14 protein-coding genes are annotated in these 25,589 nt (G+C 60.5%); 2 read left to right on the top strand and 12 right to left on the bottom strand.

What is annotated here, in order from left to right:
* Positions 1–75 precede the first annotated feature (75 nt).
* Positions 76–2,919, bottom strand: coding sequence for a family 78 glycoside hydrolase catalytic domain (locus KF886_12800; protein ID MBX3178233.1), 2,844 nt, complete (start codon positions 2,917–2,919; stop codon positions 76–78).
* A gap of 65 nt (positions 2,920–2,984) precedes the next feature.
* Positions 2,985–3,839, bottom strand: a complete 855-nt coding sequence (locus KF886_12795) for a peptidylprolyl isomerase (protein ID MBX3178232.1) — start codon at positions 3,837–3,839, stop codon at positions 2,985–2,987.
* 225 nt (positions 3,840–4,064) lie between these two features.
* Here KF886_12795 and gdhA point away from each other — a divergent pair, with 225 nt between their 5' ends.
* Positions 4,065–5,420 (top strand): NADP-specific glutamate dehydrogenase, encoded by a 1,356-nt coding sequence (gene gdhA, locus KF886_12790; protein ID MBX3178231.1) that lies wholly within the window; start codon positions 4,065–4,067, stop codon positions 5,418–5,420.
* 764 nt (positions 5,421–6,184) lie between these two features.
* Positions 6,185–7,720, top strand: a complete 1,536-nt coding sequence (locus tag KF886_12785; GenBank protein MBX3178230.1) for an AI-2E family transporter — start codon at positions 6,185–6,187, stop codon at positions 7,718–7,720.
* A gap of 523 nt (positions 7,721–8,243) precedes the next feature.
* Here the strand turns inward: KF886_12785 and KF886_12780 are convergent.
* The 10 genes from KF886_12780 to KF886_12735 all read right to left on the bottom strand — a co-directional run bounded on the left by KF886_12780 (position 8,244) and on the right by KF886_12735 (position 25,444).
* On the bottom strand, positions 8,244–8,870 hold the full coding sequence (locus tag KF886_12780; GenBank protein ID MBX3178229.1) for a hypothetical protein: 627 nt from the start codon (positions 8,868–8,870) through the stop codon (positions 8,244–8,246).
* Positions 8,831–10,036, bottom strand: a complete 1,206-nt coding sequence (locus tag KF886_12775; GenBank protein MBX3178228.1) for a hypothetical protein — start codon at positions 10,034–10,036, stop codon at positions 8,831–8,833. Before KF886_12775 ends, KF886_12780 begins: the two co-directional genes overlap by 40 nt.
* 185 nt (positions 10,037–10,221) lie before the next feature.
* Complete coding sequence (locus KF886_12770; GenBank protein MBX3178227.1) at positions 10,222–11,754, bottom strand: polysaccharide deacetylase family protein; 1,533 nt, start codon at positions 11,752–11,754, stop codon at positions 10,222–10,224.
* Between the two features lie 266 nt (positions 11,755–12,020).
* Positions 12,021–12,290: a hypothetical protein gene (locus tag KF886_12765; protein MBX3178226.1), complete on the bottom strand. Its 270-nt coding sequence runs from the start codon at positions 12,288–12,290 to the stop codon at positions 12,021–12,023.
* Entirely contained in the window at positions 12,287–13,198 is a 912-nt protein-coding gene (locus KF886_12760) for a hypothetical protein (GenBank protein MBX3178225.1), read from the bottom strand. The genes KF886_12765 and KF886_12760 overlap by 4 nt, the downstream gene beginning before the upstream one ends.
* A gap of 184 nt (positions 13,199–13,382) precedes the next feature.
* Positions 13,383–13,916, bottom strand: coding sequence for a pentapeptide repeat-containing protein (locus KF886_12755; GenBank protein ID MBX3178224.1), 534 nt, complete (start codon positions 13,914–13,916; stop codon positions 13,383–13,385).
* Positions 13,917–14,295: 379 nt separating this feature from the next.
* Positions 14,296–15,357: a hypothetical protein gene (locus KF886_12750; protein MBX3178223.1), complete on the bottom strand. Its 1,062-nt coding sequence runs from the start codon at positions 15,355–15,357 to the stop codon at positions 14,296–14,298.
* 36 nt (positions 15,358–15,393) lie between these two features.
* Complete coding sequence (locus tag KF886_12745) at positions 15,394–21,189, bottom strand: DUF5011 domain-containing protein (protein ID MBX3178222.1); 5,796 nt, start codon at positions 21,187–21,189, stop codon at positions 15,394–15,396.
* A 96-nt stretch (positions 21,190–21,285) separates the two neighbouring features.
* Positions 21,286–22,254 (bottom strand): hypothetical protein, encoded by a 969-nt coding sequence (locus tag KF886_12740; protein ID MBX3178221.1) that lies wholly within the window; start codon positions 22,252–22,254, stop codon positions 21,286–21,288.
* Between the two features lies 1 nt (position 22,255).
* Positions 22,256–25,444 carry a penicillin-insensitive murein endopeptidase gene (locus KF886_12735; protein ID MBX3178220.1) on the bottom strand — a complete coding sequence of 1,063 codons (3,189 nt, stop codon included), beginning with the start codon at positions 25,442–25,444 and terminating at the stop codon, positions 22,256–22,258.
* Between the last annotated feature and the right edge of the window lie 145 nt (positions 25,445–25,589).

Genomic DNA, 25,589 nt, shown 5'->3' with positions numbered 1-25,589 from the left:
TCCAGTGCCGCGTTCCGGCCTCACTTTCACTGTATCACACCCCGCGCATGCGGCCCGAAACGATGATGGGCGCACTCAGCGTTCAGTAATCAGCACCGGGGTCTCCAGCGGGATACGCTCGAACGCCAGCAGGACATCGTCGTTCAGCAGGCGGATACACCCATGAGAGGACGGCGTCCCGATCTTGTCCTCGCCGTTGGTTCCGTGGATATAGATGCAGCGCTCCTTCGAATCCACCAGCACCCCGTCTCCCGTCTTGCCCTGGTTCTTCCCCGGCTCCAGGCCATCCAGCCAGAGCACCCGCGTAAGCACCAGGTCCTCCTTCGTGTCCTGGCCCGGCTTCCAGACTTCCTTGGTCGCCACACGCGAGCGAAAGACCTGCCCCCACGGCGCGCCATCGCCAAACTTGGAATCGACCCGGTGCCACCCGAGCGGCGTCTGAAGGCTTCCGGACACCGATCCCGTGCCCGCCGACGCCGTAGCGCAGGGCACATCCCAGACTACCTTCCCGCCCTGAATCAGCCGCAGGCGCTGCTCATCCACCGAAACCCACACGCCAAGTCCCGCGCCAACGCGCTTTTCCCAGCCGAAGGTATCGAGGTATTCCTGAAATGCATCGATCATGGCGGGTCCTCCCTGGCTGGCGGGTGTGTTGGCGGCCTGCCGCACGGTATCAGCGGGCGCGACGCGCTCCACGGAAACACCCTCGGGCGCGCGGATCGCATACCCCGATTCCGGCGCGTATTCCACCGTCAACGGGCCTTTGGGATGGGGCACAGTTAAGGTCATCGCGGGCAGGTTCGAAATCGCGGGCGGCGCGAACCGGATTGTTTCGAAACCGGGACTCCCCGGGCTGAGCCCGAAAACATGCTCGGCTAGGATGTAAATCGGGCTGCTGCTCCACGGGTGCAGCCAGCTCGCGTTGCGCTTCTGCTCGGGACGCCAAACCTCCATGCAGGTCGTGGCGCCTGCGCGGATCATGGCCTTCCAGCCGAAATCGGTATCGTTCGTCAGCAGCGCAAAACCCAGGTCCGGCGCGCCGGCCCGGAAACAGGCCTCAATCACGTAGGAGGCGATGTAGACCCCGCAATTGAGGCCCTTTTCCTCGATAAGCGCCAGCATCCGGGCCGGATCCGCGCCCGCCGTCAGCCCGAAGGCCAGCGGGATCGCGTTGGCGTGCAGTGAACTGTGTTCGGAGCCCGGCGCATCGCGGTACAGCCCGGTTTCCGGATTCGCGACGTGTGCGGCAAAAGCCTCCTCCAGGCGGTCCGCCCGCGCATCGTGCGCCTGCCCGTCACGGCCCAGCGCGCGTTCGATGCGCGCCGCCGCGCGAAGCCCGCCATAGTAAAAGGCGTTCAGCACGGTGTTCCCGTTGGTGATGGAGAGGTCGTAGTCGTAGCCATCCCGCAGGTTCGGTGGCCAGTCGACCACCAGCCACTTCTCGGAGCGCTCCAAGCCCACAATGAGCCCGGCTTCGTTCTCAAACCCCGAATAATACCCGTACAACCCGGGAAACACGTTGTCGGCCATCAGCTGAACGAACTCGCGGTCCCCGGTGCGCTGGTAGTACTGCTCCAACAGCAGCGCGTATTGCAACGGAAACTCGGCTATCTCCTGCATGAAATGCCCCGGCGCAACGCCCAGCATGCCCGGGTGCACCTGGCAGGAAAGATAGAACTCGTAGAGCGCCTTGCGCGTCAGGCTCGCGTCGCCCGTCAGCCACATCTGCGCCCGCGCCGCGATCACGGCGTCGCCGAGGTACTGCCCCTTTTCACGCGTAGGACAATCCAGGAAGCCGCCCTGGCAGCCCATGTGGATACCGTTCTTGCAGATGCGGAAGATCTGCTCCAGCTCGGCATCGCTCGAAGTGAATGCGCTCGCGGCGGGATCGAAGGGATGGTGCCGCGCCATGACCCACACCTCCGGCTCCTCCGGCGCGTCCAGCACCTCGATGTAGCGAAATCCGCGGTAATCGTAGAAGGGGATGACGTCCTTCCCCCCGGAAAGCACGGGCTTCTCCTCGTAGGTGATGTTCGCGCGCATCTTGTAGCGCGCCCGCCCGTTTTCGTCCAGTTCCTCGGCATGCCGGACCGTGATCGTGTGGCCTTCCGGCCCCTGGATCTCCACCCGGGTTTGCCCCACGATTCCGACGCCGAAGTCGTAGAACCAGGCCCCGTTCCCAAGGTCTTTTCTAACCGGCGGATCGATGCGGTAGCGCTGGAGCGGCGGCGTGGCCTGCCGCGCGAAAACATGATCCTGCCGCCCCGTCAGCGGCGCCGCCCAGGCGTTGTCGTCAAATCCCACAAGCGCCCAGCCGGACGGCATCTGGCGCATGTCGATATGCTCCAGAAACTGGGTCTGGTAGCCCACGGTCTCCTCCCCCGGAAACGCCTGCAAGGAGTGCGCTTTCCAGGAGGAATCCGTCACGAACTCCTCCGTCGCGCCGTCCGGGTACGTCACTTCGAGGCGCAGCATGAAGCCCGACCGGTTGTCGGCGCTGCCCCACACCCGGTTGCGCAGCCCCTGGTAGTAGCTGTGGCTCGCCAGGCAATTTGCGCCCGCATCGAGGAATTCCGTCACGTCCAGCCAGTAGTAGGGGTGAGAAAAGTGATACCCCCCCTCCGGACCCTGCACCACCGGGCTGCCATTGATGAAAAAGTGGTAGTAGTCGTCGCCCGTGATGTAAAGCATGGCGCTCGATGGCCGCGCCTTGAGCGCGATTTCCTTGCGCAGCAGGGTGTGCACGTTTTTCGGGCCTACGGCCTCGGGCGCCGGGACGCTGGCCCGGGCGAGTTGATTGACGATGGGCTGATCCGCCATGCGCGGGTCCCGAAGCCACTCCGCCCCCTCGAAAACATCGGCCGGCAGAGAGGCTGCGGCCAATACAATGACAGCGGTGTTCAATATGCGTAGAATCATGCGGCTCCTGTCTTTCTAATCGTCGGAAAGGACGCGAAACGCCCTATGTCGGCTGACGGCCTATCTCAGGCGTCGCGCGTTATCGTCGCCTGGCGCTTCAATTCCGCCGTGTACGCGTCGATGCGCGCGTTCTCCCCCTGCTCGTACAGGTGGCGCCGCACCTCCTCCTTCACGTCCTCGAAGGGGCGGGGCGCCGCGGGGATACGATCGGTCACCTTGGCGATGTGCAGGCCGAAGCGCGTCTTGAACACGTCGCTCACCTCGCCGGGCTGCATGTTGAACACGACGTCCTCGAACTCCGGCACCATCATGCCGCGCCCGAAATAGCCCAGGTCGCCCTCGTCGTCCGGGCAGTCGTTGCAATGCCGCGTGAAGGACTCAAACGGTTTGCCCTCAAGTATTTCCTCGTGCACCGCCTTCAGGCGCGCGTGCGCCGCGTGCTCTTCCAGCGCGTTGCCCGAGCAGTGCAGCACGATGTGCGACGCGCGGATATGCTCCTCGGTCATGAAGAGGTCCGGATGCGCGTCATAGAACGCGCGGCAGGCCGCGTCATCCGGCGGCGCGAGCCCCGCGCAAACACGGTCGAGAAGCCCGTCGATCTTCAGCCGCATCTCGATATCCGCCTCCACCGCCGCCAGGGTCAAGCCGGCCTGCTCAAGATACTTGTCGAACGCATCCTGGCTGCCCGCATTCGCTATCGCGCGTTTCACCTCGCGCTTGATGTCCACCGCGCGAACCGGCGGACCCTCCGACTGCGCCGCCTGGCGCACCAGCGTCCGCTCGATCAGGGCTTCCTCCGCGCGCCGCCGCCGCTCGGCCTCGTCCAACTCCCGGATCGCCGCATCCTGCGCGGCCAGCTCCTGCAATACGCCCGCGACGGCGTCGTCATCCAGCACTTCGTCATTTACCGTAATCGCCACCCGGCGTTGTCCTCCATAACGGTGCGACCCTGCAACCGCCGCCCGAAAGTGTAGCAAAGCCGGGGGGCGCGAATACATCGGCGGGCCTCAGATTGACATCGGCGCCATGATCAGAGGAAAATAATGGCCTGCAGGGGAGAGAATTCGGCCATGGATTTCAAGGGAAAACGTGTGCCGGTTGGGAAGGGGGACATCACCTGATTTATCCTGGAAAGGCAGACCCACATGCGTGACAAGGCAACCAAGGAAACCGCCCGGTTCATGGAAGAAATCCGGCGCAACAACCCGGGCGAATCCGAATTCCACCAGGCCGTGGAAGAATTCGCCGAGAGCGTGATGCCTTTCCTCCTCGAACACCCCGAGTACCGCGACGCGCACATCCTCGAACGCATGGCCGAGCCCGAGCGCAGCATAATCTTCCGTGTGACCTGGGAAGACGACCGCGGCAAATTTAACGTGAACCGCGGCTGGCGCGTCCAGTTCAACAGCGCCATCGGCCCCTACAAGGGCGGCCTCCGCTTCCACCCCTCCGTGAACCACAGTGTCCTCAAGTTCCTCGGTTTCGAGCAGACCTTCAAGAACAGCCTCACGGGCCTCCCCATGGGCGGCGGCAAGGGCGGCGCCAACTTCGACCCCAAGGGCAAGAGCGACCGCGAGGTCCTGCGCTTCTGCCAGGCCTTCATGACAGAGCTCTTCCGCCATATCGGGGCCGACCGCGACGTGCCCGCCGGCGACATCGGCGTCGGCGGACGCGAAATCGGCTACCTCTTCGGCCAGTACAAGCGCCTCGCCAACGAGCACACCGGCGTCCTCACCGGCAAGGGCCTCGCCTACGGCGGCAGCCTCATCCGCCCCGAAGCCACCGGCTACGGCTGCGTCTACTTCTGCGAGAACATGTTCAACCACGAGGGCGACAGCCTCGCCGGCAAGACCTGCACCGTCTCCGGCTCCGGCAACGTCGCCATCTACACCGTCGAAAAAGCCCTCGAACTCGGCGCCAAAGTCCTCACCCTCTCCGACTCCAGCGGCTTCATCCACGACCCCGACGGCCTCAACCCCGAAAAACTCGCCTTCGTCAAGAACCTCAAGGAAGTCCGCCGCGGGCGCATCGCCGAATACGCCGAAAAATATCCCCAGGCCAGCTTCCACCCCGACAAGCGCCCGTGGTGCGTCCCCTGCGACGTCGCCTTTCCCTCCGCCACCCAGAACGAAATCAGCGGAGAAGACGCCGCCATCCTCCTCAAGAACGGCGTCAAGGCCGTCAGCGAAGGCGCCAACATGCCCACCGACCTCGACGGCGTCCACCAGTTCCTCCACGCCAAAATCTTCTACGGCCCTGCCAAAGCCGCCAACGCCGGCGGCGTCGCCGTCTCCGGCCTCGAACAGAGCCAGAATGCCATGCGCCTCTCCTGGTCCCGCAACGAAGTCGACGCCAAACTCCAGAAGATAATGCTCGACATCCACAACAAATGCGTCATGCACGGCGCCGGAACCAACGGCCACGTCAACTACGTCCAGGGCGCCAACGTCGCCGGCTTCATCAAAGTAGCCAACGCCATGCTCGCCTACGGCTGCGTCTGAAAAAAAAGCAAACGCGCCCAGCCCCCAATCCCCCGCCGCATCACCCCAGGTGTGCCACGGTCAAGCCCACAAGGGCTTGCCCGTGCACTCCCACCCAAACCACCCCATCCCCGGTGCAACCAACCCACGCGTGCCACGGACAAGCCCGCAAGGGACGTACCGCCGCGCATACGCCACAACCAGCCCACCACACACCACGTCCAGCCACACGCCCAACCCCACCCACGAACGCCACCACGCGGGGGTACGTCCCGGCCCAAGTCCGCCGCAGCCACGGTGGGCGGGCCAACCGCCATAATTTTACGGCGGAGACACGTAGTGGGGCGCGGCGGGAATCTATGGTGGAATTTGATCCAGCTTTGCGGCGCGCCTGTGGGCGCCGCGCCGGTTCGTGGCGATTACAACCGGCGGGCGCCGGGGAGTTTTCAATGATTTCTGGCGCCGTTTTCGCCGCGAGCTTGCATTTTCATGGTGTATTCCCCTACCCTTGAAGCTGCCTGAAACGCCCATGCGGCGGCTCGTTGAAGCGGCATCCGGGTTCTAGAATTGAATCGGAATTCAGTACGGCGATCGCGGTCGCGCCCCACTGTCCAGCGCGGGCAGTGTCGGTTCGCGGCTACCTGAAAGTGCGATGTTCTCGCACGTTTTCCTGTGGGTTTCGCATCCTGCGGCGCGGCGGCGCGCAGCGGCCCCTATCAGGCGCGGCGTTACGTTGACAGGAGGTTCTCCGCCATGGGTCGGAGCATGTTTCGAAAAGCACAACGATGAGCGGCAAACCCGGATCACAAAAGGACTCGGCCGCGGATGGCCCCCGGGCTCCCGCCCGCGCCAAACGCGCTCCCGCGAAAAAAGCGGCCGCTGCGCCAGCCAAACCGTCATCCACGAAACAGGCCGGCGCCGGGCGGCGCCGCTTCACTGCGGCGTATAAGAAGCGCATTCTCAAGGAAGCCGGCGCGGCCCCATCACCGGATGCGAAAAAGCGGCTGCTGAAGCGCGAGAATCTCACTTCCTCCCAACTCGCCTCCTGGCGCAAACAGCTCGAGCCCGAGCCCCCGGAAACGACCGAGGCCCCGGCCAGCACGCCGGCCCGGGAAGAGAAAGAGCCCGGCGGCGCGCCGATAGAGGCGGACTACACTGTGGCGAAAGACGACCCGCAACCGCTTGATGTCGAGTGGCTGCCCGCGACAAGCCGGCACTACGAGTCCCGCATTCTGATCCTGTGCATCGCCTTTCTCACCATGATCGGCCTGGCGGTCACCTTGTACCTCCTTCGCGCCGTCCTCATCCCCTTTACCCTGGCCGCGTTCCTGTCCCTCGTGCTCATACCCATCATCGATTTTCAGGTGAAGACCCTTCGGATCGGGCGGGCGGTGGCGCTCGTCCTCACGCTCTCGATGGGCTTCGGCGCCGTCCTCGCCACCGGCCTCCTCGTTTCCATTACCGTCCGCCAATTCGCCAACAACGCGGCCGAATACGAAGCGCAACTCTCGAGGTTGATTATCCAGGCCGAACGCTCAAAGCCCCTGCAAAAAGTCGTGGATCTGATAGCGGAAGAAAACTCGTCACGCCGGCCCGCCGCCAAAAGCAACCCATCGAACACGGACGCCGACCTGAACTTCCCCCCCAACGAGCCAAGCCCGCTCGACCTCTCGCTGCTCATGCCCACCGGCGCCATAAAAGGAGTGGCGCGCACCCTCTCCTCCGGCGTCTTCTCCGTCCTGTCCAACGGAATGCTTGTGATGCTGTTCACCGCGTTTCTGCTTACGGGCCGCGAGAAAAGCATGACCCTTCGAACCGGGGTCCTCCTGGAAATTGAAACCCGCGTCCAGAAATACATCATCATCAAGATAATCATGTCATTTCTCACCGGCATGCTGGTCTTCGCCGTCCTCAAAACCCTCGACGTCCGCTACTCCATGTCCTTCGGGGCTTTCGCCTTTATTCTGAACTTCATCCCCACGCTCGGATCCATCATCGCCACCCTGCTGCCCGTGCCCTTCGTCATGCTCCGCCCCGACACCTCCAGCACGACAATCGCACTCGCCATACTCCTCCCCACCATCATCCAGATCATGATTGGAAGCGTCCTGGAACCCAAGATCATGGGCAATACCCTCGGGCTGCACCCCGTCGTTATTCTGATGGCCCTCATCTTCTGGGGCGTCCTTTGGGGATTCAGCGGCATGCTGCTCGCCGTCCCCATGACCGCCGTCGCCAAGATAATACTCGAGCGAATCGAGGTCACGCGCCCCTTCGCAAAACTCATGGAAGGCCGCCTGGACGCCCTGAACGAGCTCTGAAACGGCCGGAAACAAGCCCCGTACAAACCAGGGGACGCTCCCGGCGGACCTGACCCCGTCACCCAGGCCACTCCAACGCCCCCGGCAACAAGCGCGCCACGGACAAGCCCACAAGGGACGTACCGCCGCACACACGCCACACGCAACGCACAACACCCAACGTCCAAACCACACACCCAACCCCACCCACAAAAGCCAGCAAGCGGGGGTACGTCCCGGCCAGAGTCACCCCGTCCGCCCGCCATCACCCAGGTGTGCCACGGTCAAGCCCCCAAGAGATTGCCCGTGCAATCCCACCGCTAACCACTCCATCCCCGCCACAACCAACTCCCCCGTGCCACGCGATTCCGCCCCAGGCGGATTCGTGTGCCTGGAGCAACACCAACCCACCACCGCCATCAACACCCCACACGAGCGGCGCAACTCCCAGAAAGCCCGGCATCCTGCATGACCCACCCTTTCACCACCCCTGTGCCAACTGTCAACTGTCAACTGTCAACTGTCAACTGTCAACTGTCAACTGTCAACTGTCAACTGTCAACTGCCAACTGCCAACTGCCAACTGCCAATTGTCACCCGTCTTTACCCTCCGCGGGCGGCCGACGGGCAGGGCGCGGAGGCGGCGGCCGAGTTGGGCTTCCAACCTGCTCAGGAAGCTGTCCGTGCCCAGGGGGCGGCCGGTATGCGCGCTGACGGTCACGTCCGACCCCGCATAATAGTACTTCCGCGCCGGGTTCGCCGAGCAATAGCCCGCGCACGGCGCCGCCTCGCCGTCCTCCAGCACCGCCGACAGCACCAGCTGGCCCAGCGGCTTGAATTCCCCCGCCACCACAATGCCCTCCTGCTCGATCGGGCGCATCCCCTCCACCACCGACGCGTTGAAGTGCCCGATGTCCGGGATCGGCAGGCAATCCAGGCTCTCCGCGAAGCCCTGCGGGTGGCGCGGGCGCGTCGTGACCGAGCCCAGAAACATCGGCTCCAGGTCGCTGTGGTAGATCGTCGCATGCCCCATCGCCACGCGCCCGCCCCCGCTGCTCGAATCGACATGCACCAGGCTGCCCAAGGGGAACGAGACCGGGGCCGTCGTCCGCCCCAGCGGCCCGGCGTGGTTTACCCAGACCGACGCGCCCGACGCCGCCCGAGGCGCCACAATCCGAGTGCCAGCACTCCGCCGATGAATGACGTAGCAATCCATACCCCAACTGTACGGACTGCCGTGCCACCTTCTTCAAACGCCACCGGACGCGGCGATGAATTGGCTGAGGTCGCACTGATCGTGTCTAAATCCTCCGCCTGCAAACGAGACCCGAACCCGCCGGTCGAACTAGACGGTCTCGGTTCGTCCAACGGTGCGGTATTTGGTGTATTTATGTCGGTCGTCGACGGGTGCAATTCACCGTTTTCGGAAACCTCCGAGTTTGTTGAATACTCCGCTCTCGCTAACTCATCTCCGCCACCGGTCTCCACCCGCGAAAGCCGCTCGTCAATCATTGCCTTGACTTCGTTCTGGCGGGACTTCAGCAACTCATGCACGTCATACGGCGCGAGATATTCCTCGTAGTACTCCGCAATCCGTTTGATCGAAACATTGTCGTGCCTCAGCAATGACTCCAACGCGGTCAATTGCACCGTGGCATCGTAATCGTATTCCTTAATCGCGAAAAACAACTTTTCAATAACGGCAGCACTTGGCTCCTTAACTTGAGTCATCACATCCACGATCTTTTTCGCGTTCCAATTCATCACGCCCTCATAGAGCCAGGAGCACATGACGTCTATCGCTTCCGGCGTATTGATTTCCAACAGCGCGGCGCCCCACTCCTCATAATGCCAGTTCGTTGTGACGCCGCCCAACGGATACGAGCGGTCGATTGAATCCGTCACCCGATCCACATCGAGCACGAACTCGCTGGCAAGACTACGTGAATGCGCATCGCCAGACCGCAACAGCGCGGCGGCCGCGATGAGTCTGTACTCGACGTATACTTCATCGTCTTTCACATAATCCTGAAATAGCGGCTCCAGCAGTGGATGCTCGAACTTTGGGAGTTCTCTGATAATTAAGGGATTACTCGAAAGCGAGTCCAGCAATACGGGCACGGCCGACGATTCGCCCAACTCCGCCAAGGCAATTATGAGTGCATGCGGTGGCGTATCCCGATTCGCTGCGAGATGCTGAACTAATGCATTGGCGTCCGCCTCTCCAACTTGCACCAGTCGCTCGACTAGCTCCTCCTGAGGGGTCCGACCTGACTCACTAAGGATTGCCGCAATCTCATCATAAACCGACTGCGCAGCAAGGAAAAATACAGCCATCAGAATAGCCACTGTGACCCTAGTAAATGACTCGTGGCTCCGTTTCGCGCGATTCCCAAGGCTGCAAACACACACCAGATTTCGTCTTAAACACGCTTTCACTGTGAATACCCCTCATCCATGCCCGTCGCACTGGTCCTCCAGCACGACGTTCAATCGATTGATACATCTCGGCAACATACGTATCATCCTACCGGCTCAATTACCTCCCCAAAGTATCCAGGGTTTGGGGGCATCACCTTGAAAACTGGACGTTTACCGTCCTTGGCCAGTTCTTCGTGGATCAAGTCCATGTAGACCTCAATGTTGTCTGCGGTTAGCACTTTTGTATCGTGAAACAGTATAACAAGCTTGTCCATGTTCGCCTGCATTGCTATACCCAATTGACGTACTAGTTCTTGCTTAACGGAAGCTACCGTCGGGCTCGCATGGGAGTCCGTGCTATCTATATGCCAATTGTTTCCGTTCGCATACCCGGCTTCCGGCTCTGGACCAAGGTGTAACCCCAACTTTTTGTAGATCTCCTTGACCACGTTTGGGTCTGGTTCCGGAGACGACCCATGATATGTGAATCCGTACGGCGGGCGCACCCACGTTGGGTTTGCACTATTCCCTTCAATCTCCACGCCCTGTAAGAAGTGCCTAGCGCGTACCAAGGTAGCTTCGAGGTGAGTATCAATGCCATCGACAGTACTCTGCGAAACCCCCTCACTTAGTAGTTTTGACCTTAGGGAACTTGGCATAGGAACAATGTTGACATTATCGGTTGTAGCAAGCTCGGCATGTGGCTGATGATCCTGCTCGCTCCCGGTGTGAATCTGGATTCCATGGCCTTCCCCAAGCATCCTGTCAAGGAGTGGGCGCCCGTTGGCGCTGTTTCCTCGCCCGGCGTCCGAATGCGTTTGAACGAAGAACGTCGCCTTTACCGGCAGTGTCTCCTCCGTGCCGGGGACCGTATGGTTCTTGAGTGCGTCAAGGACCTTCTTCGTCTTGTTTGAGGGAGATGTCGGCGCCTTACTACCATCCGGTCCATCGTCAAACGTCAAGAAAATCTCGACATCCGCGCATCCGACATCCGGCGCGGCCTTGGTACCGCAGACCACCGGCACTGTTATCGTTCGACGCGCTATCCTCATATTATACGCGGAATCGGCCGGCGTGTGAATTTCGACATCTACCTGCAACCGTTGCACATTTGGCTGCGGGCTCGGGACAGGAGTCACCCCAACATATCCAACGCTTACGTTTTGCGGCAGTTCCGGCTCGAAATACCAGGTGGCCGGAAATGCCTGCAAGTTCTCCCCGGGGAGGAGATAGTCCCTCCCTCCCGGTAGCGCCACGCTTGCTGTTAGTGTGTGGTTTCGGAAGATGGCTTTGACGGTATGAAAACGCCTGTCAAGCGTAATCGTTCCGAATCCGTGGTAAGCGCCGTCAAGATCGTCGATGAGTGGCGTGGCTTCCCAGCGGTTGAATAGCGTCACAGCCGCCGAAGGCGGAGGGTACGAGGTCATTCCCGCCTCTACATAAAAGTCATACCGGTACTGTTCGTCAAGTTCTCCGCCAAGAACCCAGCCACGCCCATTGATATCCTCTTGTTCGAAATACACCGTGGCCACACCGGAGGGACATCCGACCACATTGATGCCGTCGTAGTCCGCGAAGTCGCAGTCCGCGATCTCGATTCTCGGGTTACCTTCCGAATCGAGAGTTTCAACCATGGATCGAAACGATACTCCCCAAGTCCCTTCACCACCTATTTCGTAGATTGGCGCTACTGTGTGATTGGCTGCGGGCATATCAAACACTAGCGGGTTCCCACTCTGGTGCCATGCACCCTCATTTTGATTCCAGCGCTGCCAGTACTGGAAAGTGCGGCCGTCCGGTAGTGCCGAGTCGGCTAAGACCGAGACAGGCCCACCGACCGTGACAGAATAAGTACCAGATGGCGGATCCGTTACATCCAGGCCAGCCCAGTCCCAAACGGTTAAAGAGTATGTAGCAGGTCCACCCTCGCCCTCTCCTTCTCCTTCTCCTTCTCCTTCTCCTTCTCCTTCTCCTTCTCCTTCTCCCTCGCCTTCACCTTCTCCCTCACCTTCTCCCTCACCTTCTCCCTCGCCCTCTCCTTCACCCTCTCCTTCACCCTCTCCTTCACCCTCACCCTCACCCTCACCCTCACCCTCACCCTCACCCTCACCCTCACCCTCACCCTCACCCTCACCCTCGCCTTCACCTTCACCCTCGCCTTCACCTTCACCCTCTCCCTCTCCCTCTCCCTCTCCCTCTCCCTCTCCCTCTCCCTCTCCCTCCTTCTCCCTCGCCTTCTCCCTCGCCTTCTCCCTCGCCTTCTCCCTCGCCTTCTCCCTCGCCTTCTCCCTCTCCCTCGCCCTCGCCCTCTCCCTCTCCCTCTCCCTCTCCCTCGCCCTCGCCCTCGCCCTCGCCCTCGCCTTCGCCCTCGGCCGCGCCGATCTTCCGGAGCACGGCGGTGATCACCTTGATTTCCGGCTCGGGGGACTGGAACCGCACGTGCAGGTCCAACTCCGTAATGTCGCCGATCGCCTTTTCCTCGCCCGCGTCCCCGATGTCGTCCTCGTCGTCCCAGCCCGCCTCGTCCTCGCCCTCCCAGCGCACGAATTCATAGCCCTCGTGCACGTGCGCGCTGACCGTCACGTCCGCCCCGCCTGGCATGGTGCTTCCGCGCCGGGCTCGCCGAGCAATAGCCGCGCGGGTGCCTTCGCCTCCCCGTCCTCCAGCACCATGACAGCGCCGGCTGGCCCGGCGGCTTGGTTCCCGCCGCCACAGTAGCATCATATCGTCGGGCGCATCCCCTCCACCACCGACGCGTTGAAGTGCCCGATGTCCGGGATCGGCAGGCAATCGGAAGCTCGCGAAGCCCTGCGGGTGCCGCGGGCGCGTCGTGACCGAGCCCAGAAACATCGGCTCCAGGTCGCTGTGGTAGATCGTCGCGTGCCCCATCGCCACGCGCCCGCCCCCGCCCGACGCGTCCACGTGCCGCAGGCTCCCCTGCGGGAAATAGGCCGCGCCCGAGCCCCGGAGCAGCGGCCCCGAATGGTTCGGCCACACCCGCACCGGCGACGCCAGCGTCTCGTGCGAACCGCCGCCCAGCCCCGGCCCCCAGTTCCCCTGCCAGCTCGAACCTTCCATCGACGCGCCTTTTCGACTAAATCCTCGTGGTTCGATCCCGCCGCCGCTCGACGCGTCCCACGCCCCCTCACGGGGCTACAGACATGACTCGGAGGACAGTGTGATAACCTGCTCTTCACTGTAGGTGATTCTCACACCCAACATATTGCCGGATTATCCCGGCGCTTCTCCCTATTTTTCCACTTCACCTGACTTCTTCGCTCGATTTCACTTCTGCCATACATCGGTCACGTGCATTCAGCCAGACTTGGTAATCATTCCAATCTATTTCCATCGCACCACGAGATAGCGCCCACGACCGAAAACCAGGTGGAGCGTCAGCCCCAAAAATATTCGCACACTTGATGCTCTTAATCTTTTCCCAATCCTTTACTCCTCTTAGCGATGCAAATACCAAGTAGGCACCACTCAAATCGGCACCGCGCAAGCTAGCACCACCCAAATTGGAATACAAGAACGTAGCGTATTGGAGGTTGCATTCCGACAGATCTGCATTACTCAGATCTGAATCATCAAATCCAGCGCCCCTCGCATCCGCCTGACTGAGATTTGCCCCGATCCATGTTGCTAGCACACTTCTCATTTGTACAAGTGTTGCATTCCTAAGATCGACTCTATCCAAGTGAGACTGCGAAACATTGGCATTTTGTAGATCTGCTCCAACTAGTGATGCCTCGGTCAGACAAGATTGAAACAAGTTAGCTCCACTAAAATTCACCCCGTCAAGCCTAACCTTACGAAAATCGCTCCGAATCAGATCAGGCGCCCCCCAAGGCTTCTCCTCTCGCCAAGCATTCCAAACTCCAACACCCTCCAACAATCGCCTCGTGTTAGGAGTGTTATTCCGACAATCCCGACCCACACCCAACCAAACACTTAACGCCATTAGCAGCGCTACGGAGAGAATTATCACAACCGCAGGACCACGAGAGCAACTTTCACGTGAACGTCCACTACTTTCGTCAAGAATCATAAAACAGCACTCAGCAGATCCGGGAACGCGAATTAGCGAACCAGATCATTGAAGCAAGACCCTTTTGGCCAACCCACTCTACAGCCTTTAATTCGGTTTTCAATGATTCAAGCTCACAAAATATTCAATGACTTTTCAATTCCTCTGCCAGTCGCATAAGTTTTCGATACTTTTCGGCATCCCTTTCACTTACGGATGCTAGCAGACTTTCACGCATTCCGGGATTCACCATGTGACTAAGGAGGTCAAGGTAAACATCATGATTACTTGAGTATGACTCGATTGCAAGCCACCGCTCTCCCGCCGGACCCAGTTCTTCCAATGCCTTTGCAACCTCACCGATCCCTCGATACTTTTGATCATTGACAAATTGCTCAAATTGCTCTCTCCACACAAACCTCCGCAGTCTATTATAATCGAGAACCCGCGTCATAAACTGGATTATATACACGGGATCCTTCACATGTAGCACAAATACGGCGTTTCCGGACACCTCTTCATATAACCCAACACGAGCTAAGGATATCTCGGGGGCTCCGCCAGGAGTGTCCATGAAGCGTACGGAATTGTTACCAAGGGACACTCGCCGATACGAAAGTCCAAATTGTTGGATATATGATGACCAACACGCTTCCTGCGGCATTACTGGCCTGTCCTTACAAAACGACATGAATGGTTTATAGTCAGCCCCGAACTCCCCGAGCGTCCGGTCCACTGCTTGGAACAGCCCCCGACCCGTCAAGTTGTTTCGGGAGCTAACACCACTCAATGCTTGCGAGAAGCTATTATCGACCTCCGATACCTTCTTTGCGAATTCAATCAGTAGCTCATCGATGGCCATCGTTATCATTCCCGCCAACACACATCTCACCACACTTTCTTCTTGAAGCCACCGATCCCGAACATCCAAATAGGCCTCCAAACGATTGATTGTCTCCGTAGAGACTTCTGAGTTCGCCATACTCATAAACTGGTGACGCAAATCTACCCGAAATAGACCAATCTCACTTTCAGTTTGCTCAGGATACGTTCCGGCCAAATCGGCCAGGCGTGGAAACTCATATCCAACCAATTGGTCAATCAATTTCTCCCTAACTTCTTGACACATGGCTGGCATCGCCAAGCTCAAGAAGATACAGAGCGTCACATATCTGCTCTTATTGTTCTCTAGTATTCTTCTTATCACGATATTCTCCGGACGGCGCGATCCGCTCAGTTTTTTTTAATCTAATGCGTTTACTTCCCTGATAAAATCATATTCTTTATTTATATGTATTCGAATTCCGAAGATTTGCCCCGGATGTCCGTAGACCGAATGACCGTTTTGGATTTCCGCCGCCAAGCGAGGAACTCGCAAATTCAATGGCCATATGACGGTATTGAAGTAATCGTAATCAAACACGTCGTCGATTACATACTGGGCGGTGACCCCACTGAGTTTGAATCGATTGAGTGGTTCATATTCTGCGGTCACCCAAATACCACCAATCACACGATCCAAGCCCCCGACTCCATATTGTGTAAGTCCAGCGATTCCAAAATCTACTCCGTCAAGAGGCACTTCAAAATAGATCGGCGTCTGGGAATTGACGTAATTGTCCGCAATTTGGGCATATGTAATTGTGTCAAAGACACCACGAACAGCTGATTTGATTGCACTGCTTTCCTCGAAGAAATTTGAGCCGACAGTTCCGTCGGAATATTCGAAATACGGAACAGATACCATATCGCCCACCCTGATCTGACTCGACAAATAGCCGAACCTGTGAGTAATTCTCCCTGCTGGCCGAGGCCCGTGGTGTCGGGGTATCGAATCTGCCCGCGTCGGTATCCATGGTCGATGGTCGGTCGTAGGATAACTGTTCCAGTTATTGTTGGCGGTATAATAGAACAATTGGCGCGCGACCTTATTCGTAAGATGCTCGGAGATAAGGTTTACGGCAAGCCGGCCTGCATCATACTCAAGTTCGCTTACATAGTAGATTCTAAACCCGACACCGGTTGCTTCCGTTGCGGTTACCACCCCATCACCGTCGGCATCACGACCCCAGAATAGTCTAAAGTCAAAGCCACTTCTGAGTGTGTGCTCCGCAACTGGCAGCACGATGTCGAGCGATTCTCCAGAGTTCAGCTGGCCGCTTTCTATTAACCTCGACTCAATAGTCGTGCCTCCCGCAGTTGGTTCGCCAACGATGACGTCATAATACTCAAAAAGTGAGAAATCAAGCGAGCCGCCTTGTTCCACTCCGATTCCTTTAAGGGTTATCTTGTCTGTAGCAATAATCAGATACCCACTCTGCCCTTTGTTGTCCACATAAGCCGGATCGACATAGTTGAATGGCCGAGCCGTCTCATACACCTTCAGGTCGATCGGTGCGCCCGGGTCGACGCGCATACGGACAGTCCGCCGGATTGTCAGCGGATTCGCATTCGAGTTATGGCTCTTGTACACGGGCACGTCGACTATCACTCGCTGGTAGTTTGTATCCTCTGAATCAAGGAGGCTTATGACAGGAGTCCCGGCCATGACCGATTCGGGAAGTTCTGGCTCGAAGTATGGATCGCTCAGGTAATCCCGCAGGTCCTCCCCTGGTAGCAGGTAAGCCCGCCCGCCCGGGAGCTCCGGCCTCACGACCAAATTGTGATTTCTGAAAATCGCGTTCACGTTCCGCGCCGGGTTGTTCTCCTCGATCGTGCCGGCCAGATGGTACAACGCATTGTTCGCTTCCCCTACGTCCGGCGTTACCTCCCACCGGTTCAACAAAGTGAGCATGCTAACCGGAGCAACATGGCTTGGAAGCGGTTTTAGCTCCATCCCGATATAGTAATTAAACTCCCCGTCGAGATCGCCAGCCGCCTGCCAACGCCAGTCTGGCGATGTTAGCCCGGACAGGTAGCCTTGTGCGACACCCATGCGGCAACCGTATATATTTTCGCCGTCCCCGTCCTGCAACGGCGGCACGCAATCCACCAATTCTCGTCTCCACGTGTTCTCGTCCACCCTGAATTCGACATATGAACGGAAATTAATGCTCCAGCCTTCGTGCCCGGTATTCCAGTAGCCTGTATGAATATTGATATTTGAATCGGGCATCTCGAACTCGATAATCCGATTCATATGGTTGTATAGATTCCCGTTTTGGCTGAAGCAACAGAATTCGTATCCTTCCGGCGAATATGCGTCCGCTTCGATTCGAACCGACGCACCAGCGGAAACCTGATACGTTCCAGGTGGCGGATCGGTCAAATCAAAGCCATTCCATGGCTCAATCGTCAGCGTAAACGTTCCTCCGCCCTCGCCTTCACCCTCGCCCTCTCCCTCGCCTTCTCCCTCGCCTTCTCCCTCTCCCTCTCCCTCTCCCTCTCCCTCTCCCTCTCCCTCTCCCTCTCCCTCTCCCTCTCCCTCTCCCTCACCCTCACCTTCTCCCTCACCTTCTCCTTCACCCTCACCCTCACCTTCTCCCTCGCCTTCTCCCTCGCCCTCACCTTCACCTTCGCCTTCACCTTCGCCTTCACCTTCGCCTTCACCCTCGCCCTCACCTTCGCCTTCACCCTCGCCCTCGCCCTCGCCCTCGCCCTCACCCTCACCCTCGCCTTCTCCCTCACCCTCGCCCTCGCCTTCTCCCTCACCTTCTCCCTCACCTTCTCCCTCACCCTCGCCCTCACCTTCGCCACCCCCGCCCCCACCGCCACCTTCCCCTTCGCCCTCACCTTCTCCTTCTCCTTCACCCTCGCCACCCCCACCGCCGCCTTCCCCTTCGCCCTCACCTTCCCCTTCGCCCTCGGCCGCGCCGATCTTCCGGAGCACGGCGGTGATCACCTTGATTTCCGGCTCGGGGGACTGGAACCGCACGTGCAGGTCCAACTCCGTAATGTCGCCGATCGCCTTTTCCTCGCCCGCGTCCCCGATGTCGTCCTCGTCGTCCCAGCCCGCCTCGTCCTCGCCCTCCCAGCGCACGAATTCATAGCCCTCGTGCACGTGCGCGCTGACCGTCACGTCCGCCCCCGCGGCATAGTACTTCCGCGCCGGGCTCGCCGAGCAATAGCCCGCGCAGGGCGCCGCCTCCCCGTCCTCCAGCACCGCCGACAGCACAAGCTGGCCCAGCGGCTTGAATTCCCCCGCCACCACAATGCCCTCCTGCTCGATCGGGCGCATCCCCTCCACCACCGACGCGTTGAAGTGCCCAATGTCCGGGATCGGCAGGCAATCCAGGCTCTCCGCGAAGCCCTGCGGGTGGCGCGGGCGCGTCGTGACCGAGCCCAGAAACATCGGCTCCAGATCGCTGTGGTAGATCGTCGCGTGCCCCATCGCCACGCGCCCGCCCCCGCTCGACGCGTCCACGTGCCGCAGGCGCCCCTGCGGGAAATAAACCGCGCCCGAGCCCCGGAGCAGCGGCCCCGAATGGTTCGGCCACACCCGCACCGGCGACGCCAGCGTCTCGTGCGTTCCACCGCCCAGCCCCGGCCCCCAGTTCCCCTGCCAGCTCGAACCCCCCGCGAGCATCACCGGCTCGTTCATCCGCGCGGCCAACACCGACGGCGTCCCGATACCGTCGTGGATATACAGCGTCAGCGCCGGCTTCTCGTTCGCCGCCACCGTCACCGCCCCCGTCACCGTGAACGTCTCCTCCGGCTCCCCGCTCCCGTCGATCAGGGTCCCCGGCGCCAGCCACGACAGAAACGCGCCCCCGTCCGGCGCGCTCACCGTGAACTCCGTGCCGATCGCCACCTCCTCGCTCCCGCCCGGATGCGTCACCGTAACCTTCGCCAGCCCGCTCTCGCAGTCTATCGTCGGCGGCTCCTCGCCTTCGCCTTCGCCTTCGCCTTCGCCTTCACCTTCACCTTCACCCTCGCCCTCGCCACTTTTCCACAGCGCGGACTTCGCGCCGCCGCCGGAGCCCGCGCCGGGCCAGTTCGGGTTGAGCGCGTTCGACGCGTAGTACCAGACCCGCAGCACGTTCGGATCCCAATCGAAGAATTGCGCCCCCTCCGTCTGCGACCACTCCGCCCCGTTGGACACGCCGTCGCCGTCCGCGTCCTCCCCGGGCAGCAGCCGGTAGCCCGCCAGGCGCTTGTAATTCCGCGCGTTCAGCGCCTCGCCGTGCAGCGACAGCGCCCACGCCTTCGCCTGGCCCACGTGGCCGTTCGAGCCCAGCGTCATGTAGCCCGCCAGCGCGTTTACCGCCGCCGCGCTCGCCAGCGGCAAGTCCGCCGCCATCCGCTGCCGGTTGTGGTGGAACGCGTCCCAAACGTGGTCGTGCGCGATACCGCCCTGGCCCGTCAAACTCAGGCGCGGGTTCTTCAGCGCCGCCAGCAGCAGCGCAAACTCCGCCGCGTCCGGAACGCCATTGCCCGAGAAGGCCCGCCCCCCGCCGGGGTAGGAGACCCCGCCGTAGTCCACGTCCAGCGCGTAGAGATCGGCGCCCGCCGTGTAGATCCCCGCCTCCACCAGGAACGCCCGCAGATCGCCCAGGAGATCCAGCGAATACAGCCCCGGGCGCTCCAGGAAGCGCGCGAAAATGTTCGTCGTCTCCCCGGCCGGAATCTCCGCGTGCGCCGCATACACCGGGTCCGGCAGTTCCCCGCCCTCCCAGCGCTCAAAAACCCAGTCCGTGTCCGGAACGGCCTCGGCGCGCAGCGCCGCGTATTCGCACGGCGGGCAGCCCGCCGGCAGCGGGTCGTCCCCGTCCTGGCACGCCTCGACGCATTCCAGATCCGCCCCCGCCCAGCGCGGCATCCGGTGGACGCCCTCCTCCGGGATCGTCGCGCCCTCGCCGATGACCTGAAGCTCCACGTCGATGTAGTCGATCGCCCCCTCCGGCGCGAAGACCGCCGTAATCTCCGTATGCCGCCAGATCCGGAACGCGCCGTCCGCCAGGTACGTCCCGTCGATGTTCGGGTCGTCGCTGAGCCACTGCCAGAACTCCGAGACGCTCTCCTCCGGGGCCGCCAGCAGCGGCAGGGCCTCCTCAGCCAGGTCCACGATGATGTTTACCGGCCCGCCGGACTCCGTGACGGTGTACGGCGTTTCGTCCAGTTCGTAATGCAGCGTTCCATCGCCCTCGACCGCAAGGGTCACCACATAGCCCTCCGCAAAGGTCGCCGTCACGCTCTTCGGCCCGTCCATCGTGATCGTCGTCTCCGCCGCCGTGCTGTCCGCCACCGCGTCGCCCGTCCAGCCCGTGAAATGCGTGTACGAAGTCCGCTCCGCGGCGAGATCCACCACGCTATTCGGCGCGAAATAGTGCGTCATTCCCTCCTGCGGCTCCGCCGTCCCGTAGCCCGCCACCGCCACCGTCAGCGTCGGCCACACCCGCACCAGCCGCGTCACCTCCACCGCCGCGTTGCTCGAGCTGTCGGTCACATTGTACGTCACCGCGTATTCCCCATAGGCCGCCGTATTCACCGCGCCGCTGTCCACCGTCACCGCCGGCAGATTCGGGTCGCAGCCGTCGTAGGCCGTTGCGCCCAATTCATTGTACGTGTCGTTCAGGTCCAGATACACCACCGCCGGGCCGTTCAGCGAGATGACCGGCAGGCTCACGTCCGTCGTGGTCACCGTCACCGTCCGCGTCACCTGCGCCGCCGCGTTCCCCTCGCGGTCCATCACGTCGTAGGTGATGGTGTAGACGCCCGGGTCCTCATTGTCCACCAAATCCCCGCCAACCACGATGTCCGCCGTGATATCCCCATACCGGTCATCGCTCGCCGTCGCCCCGGGGTCAACAAACGCCTCCCCGCAGTCGATGCTCATGCTCGCATCGCCCAGCAGCGTAATCACCGGCGCCGTGGTGTCCGACGCCAGGAATGTCGCGCTGATCGTCTTGTCGTCGTCCATCACCAGCGACGCCTGCGCCGGCAAGTCGCGAAATTCCAGGTTGTCGAAGGTGTAAGAGGTGTCCGAGCCCGTGCCCCACTCGAAGGCCGTTGTGGTCGTGTGGGTTGTTGCGGCGGCCAGCAGAAAGCGCTCGGGGCCATCGACTTCCGAACGCCAAACGGTGCTCGCACCCCTTGACAAGATTATTCGTAATCTGCCTCCGGAAATCCGGATCGCAAGCAGGCGCAGGCTCCCATTCGTCCCCGGTTGCGCAGTTCGCCATTTTCTGCTCGTAGCTCACTCGACGTCCGCGGACGCTTCCCCATCAGCCGGGCTAGTTTCACCTTTCCCCTCATACAATACCTCCAGTTCGCCCATGGCCACTTTCTCAATCAGCAACCCGGGCTTGCACACGTAGACGTACTTCTCGTCGTTCGTTACGGACAGCACCCTTCCCGGAGCCTTCAGTGTTCTTCCCGTCTCCACGTACAGAAGGTAATCTTCTAATTCCAACTTATAGTGGGGCAACATCGCGAGCGAATCGCTCATCCAATACAAGGGTGTTGCGTGCCGCCGTGTCTTCAATAGCTCAAATTCAGTGGATACTATCTCGTCCGTTTCCCAGTTCTTTATATACACGCCGCCCCAAGTCATATATCCCCATCGGTACGTACCCGCCGTTGAAAAACTACCGTAAAGCAGGTCCGAATCTTCGATCTCACCTGTTTCCATTAGATAACGAAACCCATCACCGCCTTCGCCGCTATTGCGTATGTAGAGAGACCTATTGAAGGACGCCCATTCCAAATACAAACCCGTTTCAGCAATCATCTTCTCTTCGCCCGTACTAAGGTCGTGCAGCCACGTTCCGCGACTCTCCGTGAGCAGATTCTTGTTCAGTTCGCCCCGAGTGTACACCATATTACTCCCTGCCGCATCGACAAACACCGCCGACACACCATCCTGAAACTTTTCCACCAATTCACCGTTGCGTTTTATAAGGTGCACTTCCTTATCGCCAGTTTCGTAGTTCGTTGCATGTACAATCATTCTATCGGATTGTTCCGCCGATACAACATCACGGAGCACAAGATCGCTGGTATAGATCACGCGCGCCGTGAAGTTTTCTAAATCAATTTCATACACCGATTTGAAATCTCCTTCAACCGGAAGTCGATTCTCGGTGAAGTACATCAAGGGGCTGACTTCTGCCTGCGCACTCAATCCAGTCACAAGCAATGTGATTCCAAGAACCAGAGTATGCATCTTAGTTCTCCAACCCGTCCGGGTCCTCATATCTCACGTGAAAATGCGTATCGTGACCGTCTACCCAACTGACCTCGCCGCCGAGCGTAATGCTGCCATTCGAAGTGAAAACAGCTATACAATCTGCATCTGCGGTAAATATCGCGATCAGGTCATCGGACAGCGCACCCGTGGCCTGATTCGCAATATCGACATCCAGTCCATTTTGATGGCTGTCGTGTCCCGGAAATGGGCCGCCGCCTTCATTGCTGATATCGTTTACACCCATCGTTCCATCTGGATGGATCGCCCGCCAGGAAGCTAATGCATCTTTCACCTTTTTGTGTATGTAATAGGCACATCCCCAGTCGTCCCCTCCTGCGTCAGCGTCCCCGAAGCGAAACATTCCGACCGGCAATGCTCCGAGTCGAACGTCACCAATCAAATAGCCATCGTCCACCGTTCCCCCATGAATACAATACTGACACGTGTCAGGATTAAAAGCCTCGTCCGGGGCTTCTGGAAACTGTTTGGCGAACACCGCCGTCACCTCATAGTCACTGTCCATGGTAAACGATATCTCGGGGCTGTAGGGCGACACGCCGTGGTGCCAGGTGGAGGCGTCGCCTGCCCACTCGACGAATTTGTAGCCGGGCAGTGCAACCGCCTCCAGGGTCACCCAAGTCCCCGGAAGATAGTACTTCTGCGCCGGGGTAGCGATCACGTAGCCGGAACATCCCGGGTCATCGCCATCGACTTCAATGGCCAGGCTGTACTCTTCCTTTTCCTCGAACAGGGCCGCAGCAAAATAATGCTTCCCGGCGACCAGAAAGGACGTGGTCGGCCCGTAGACGTAGTTCCCATTCCAGCCCGCAAAACCCACCCCCTGACTGCTGAACCCCGCGAACTTGTAGCCCGCGCGCGGGGAAGCGTCCACCCGAACCAGGGAGCCCTTCGCGTCGGTTACGCTGTCCAATACCCGCCCCACATTGTGCTCGTTCGAACTGCCCAGGAGATCGCCACCGCGGCTGGACAGCAGGCCGATGGCCGCCTGCCGCTCGCCGGCGGACACGGACGAGATATGCGCGTATCCCGCGCCCCGCACGGATACGGGATTGGTCCGGCTGTGGGAGGGCGCCGCATGGCCATAGCCCGGCTGGATCACCCACATCGACCGGCTGAACTGGGTGCTCGATCCCGAAAGTGTCGCCACTTGGTCCGGTCGCAGCACGTAGCGTACCAGCCCCGCATGCGTCGGGTGCGGCCCGGCGTTCAGGGCGCCGCCAACCGCATAGGTCACATACATGCTGTTCTCCGGGACGACCACGGTGTTTCGGGCGAAGCCAGCGAAAATAAACGTATCGCCGGTGGCGTAAAACGATTCCGAAAGCTCCCGCGAGCCATGAATCAGGGTGTCGCTTACGGACCACGAGTGGAATCCGAAGCGCTTTCCCGCGTCGGGCGTCGCCAGGACGAGTATCCTGGTGCCGATTGGGACGGCGGCGAACGAGCCGGGCGGGATTGTAGCCCCGGTATCCCCTCGGATAACGGTGACCGTGTTCTCATGACCTAACGGGTCGGGCGGGCCGAAAAGCGGCGGCGTCTGCGGGTCCCACACACCGATCTGTACGGTGGGGATACAATTCGCATTGGGGCAGTCCACCGCTACGACCTGCTTCGCCACGCCACCCGCCGCCTTCGCGGAATCCGGGCGCACTTCCGGGTCCAGGGCGACTTCGGCGTAGGCGGCGATGTCCTCTTCGATAATGCCCGTAAGGCTGAGCCCTTGCCATTCCTCGATATTCCGGGCGCCCTCGTTGTCCGCATCGGCATCGAACCTGAGATATCGCTGCTTACTCCGGTCGTAGGCGTCGAAATCCAGGACATCGGTCCCTGCATACGCGTCCATCACGACATCGATCCACGCCGTGCTCGCAGAGTCGCCCAGCGTGAAGTACGCCGCCACGACGCGGACCAGGTAGGGTTTGCCCGACAGGCCGGGAATCTCGCCATCGAGCTGCGCTTCCGCCGCCGCCAGGTTCTGCTCCCACGCCTGCCAGGTGAAATAACTCACCACGCCGCTCCGCGCGGAGAAATCGAGCGCCGTATCCTTCAGGACGGCATTCAGCAGCCCCAACTCCGCGACGTCCGGCATGCCGTTGCCCGTGAAAACGGGATTCACCTCGCTATCATAGCTTATGCCGTTCTCATCCAGCATCTCCCAGTCCTCCGCCGGCAACACCTCCGCCACGAAGTCCTCGAAGTCCGCCACCAGGTCCAGCGTACCCAACCCGGGCGATACCTTCATGACGGCATTAAGCTTCGTGTCCTCGAAGAGGATCACGGTCAGCTCGGCATTGTCCCGTGGGCCGAATGCGAAGTACGCGCCCATCCAGTAATCCAGATGTCCGTCCACATCCTCGGGCGTCGCCGTGATGCTCACCGGGTTCGACGGCGCATCTACGGTACCCGTTTCCGCCGGATACTCCGCCAACAGGAGGTCGTAGGTCTCGCCCTCGTAGTTTCTCAATTCGTGCGTTTCCACGCCGCCTGCGGGGACCGTGTTGATTGCGATTTCGCCCGTGCCCTGCTTCACGCCCACAACGAGCGTACGCAGGCCGTCCGATTCATGGCCGAGCACGTCATTATACGTCACTTCCCCGGCGTACTGCTCCAGAAGCGGCAACTGTACATGCCAGGCCAGGGAACCCAGGGGATTGTCCGTGAGGTCCAGCGTGCCGCCTTCGAGTATTCGCGTGTCGATCAACGCCTGGAGGTCGCTGATGTCGTTATCGCTGAGATCCAGTTCCGAGAGGACGGTCAGGCCTTCCAGATCGGAAAGGTCCTCCAGGCTGTTGCCGCTCAGGTCGAGATAGGCCAATGCGGTCAGCGAGGCCAGGGGCGCGAGGGAGGACGGGCTGACGCCGCGCAACGACAGATCGGTGAGCCCGGTAAGGTATGCCAGCGGCCCGAGGTCGCTGATGGTGTTTTCGCTGAGCACAAGGCTGATCAGATCGGCGATCTGCTGGATACCGCTGATATCCGTGATGCCGTAGTCGCCCGCATCCAGCGTTGTTAGATTTTCCAGGTCGCCCGGCAGGATTGAGCCGGTGGGCTTGCTGATGGCGTCGCGAACAGCCTGTTCCAGGTTCGCATCCGGAAAATAGATTCCCGCATGGAACACCGCCGTGACCGACTTATCCGCGCTCATGGTGATATCGATGGGATTGTCCGTCTCCAGGTGGATATCGTCGCCCTCCCAGTGGCTGAAGTTCGCCGGCGGGGTAGCAGAAAGGGAAACAACAGCGTTTAGCGGGAAGTAGTGACTTCCCAGCGCTGGGGTGGTGTTGCCTGCG

The organism is Candidatus Hydrogenedentota bacterium (assembly GCA_019637335.1).
GTDB lineage: Bacteria > Hydrogenedentota > Hydrogenedentia > Hydrogenedentales > JAEUWI01 > JAEUWI01.
The sequence above is the reverse complement of the archived record's forward strand: the minus strand, read 5'-3'. Positions and strand labels throughout refer to the sequence as shown.

What these genes read in the sequence shown, in the direction of transcription:
- KF886_12800 (MBX3178233.1), bottom strand. Translation starts at nt 2,919, where the DNA reads ATGATTCTACGCATATTGAACACCGCTGTCATTGTATTGGCCGCAGCC.
- gdhA (MBX3178231.1), top strand. Translation starts at nt 4,065, where the DNA reads ATGCGTGACAAGGCAACCAAGGAAACCGCCCGGTTCATGGAAGAAATC.
- KF886_12785 (MBX3178230.1), top strand. Translation starts at nt 6,185, where the DNA reads ATGAGCGGCAAACCCGGATCACAAAAGGACTCGGCCGCGGATGGCCCC.
- KF886_12775 (MBX3178228.1), bottom strand. Translation starts at nt 10,036, where the DNA reads ATGGCTGTATTTTTCCTTGCTGCGCAGTCGGTTTATGATGAGATTGCG.
- KF886_12770 (MBX3178227.1), bottom strand. Translation starts at nt 11,754, where the DNA reads ATGGTTGAAACTCTCGATTCGGAAGGTAACCCGAGAATCGAGATCGCG.
- KF886_12760 (MBX3178225.1), bottom strand. Translation starts at nt 13,198, where the DNA reads ATGGAAGGTTCGAGCTGGCAGGGGAACTGGGGGCCGGGGCTGGGCGGC.
- KF886_12740 (MBX3178221.1), bottom strand. Translation starts at nt 22,254, where the DNA reads ATGCATACTCTGGTTCTTGGAATCACATTGCTTGTGACTGGATTGAGT.
- KF886_12735 (MBX3178220.1), bottom strand. Translation starts at nt 25,444, where the DNA reads ATGAGCGCGGATAAGTCGGTCACGGCGGTGTTCCATGCGGGAATCTAT.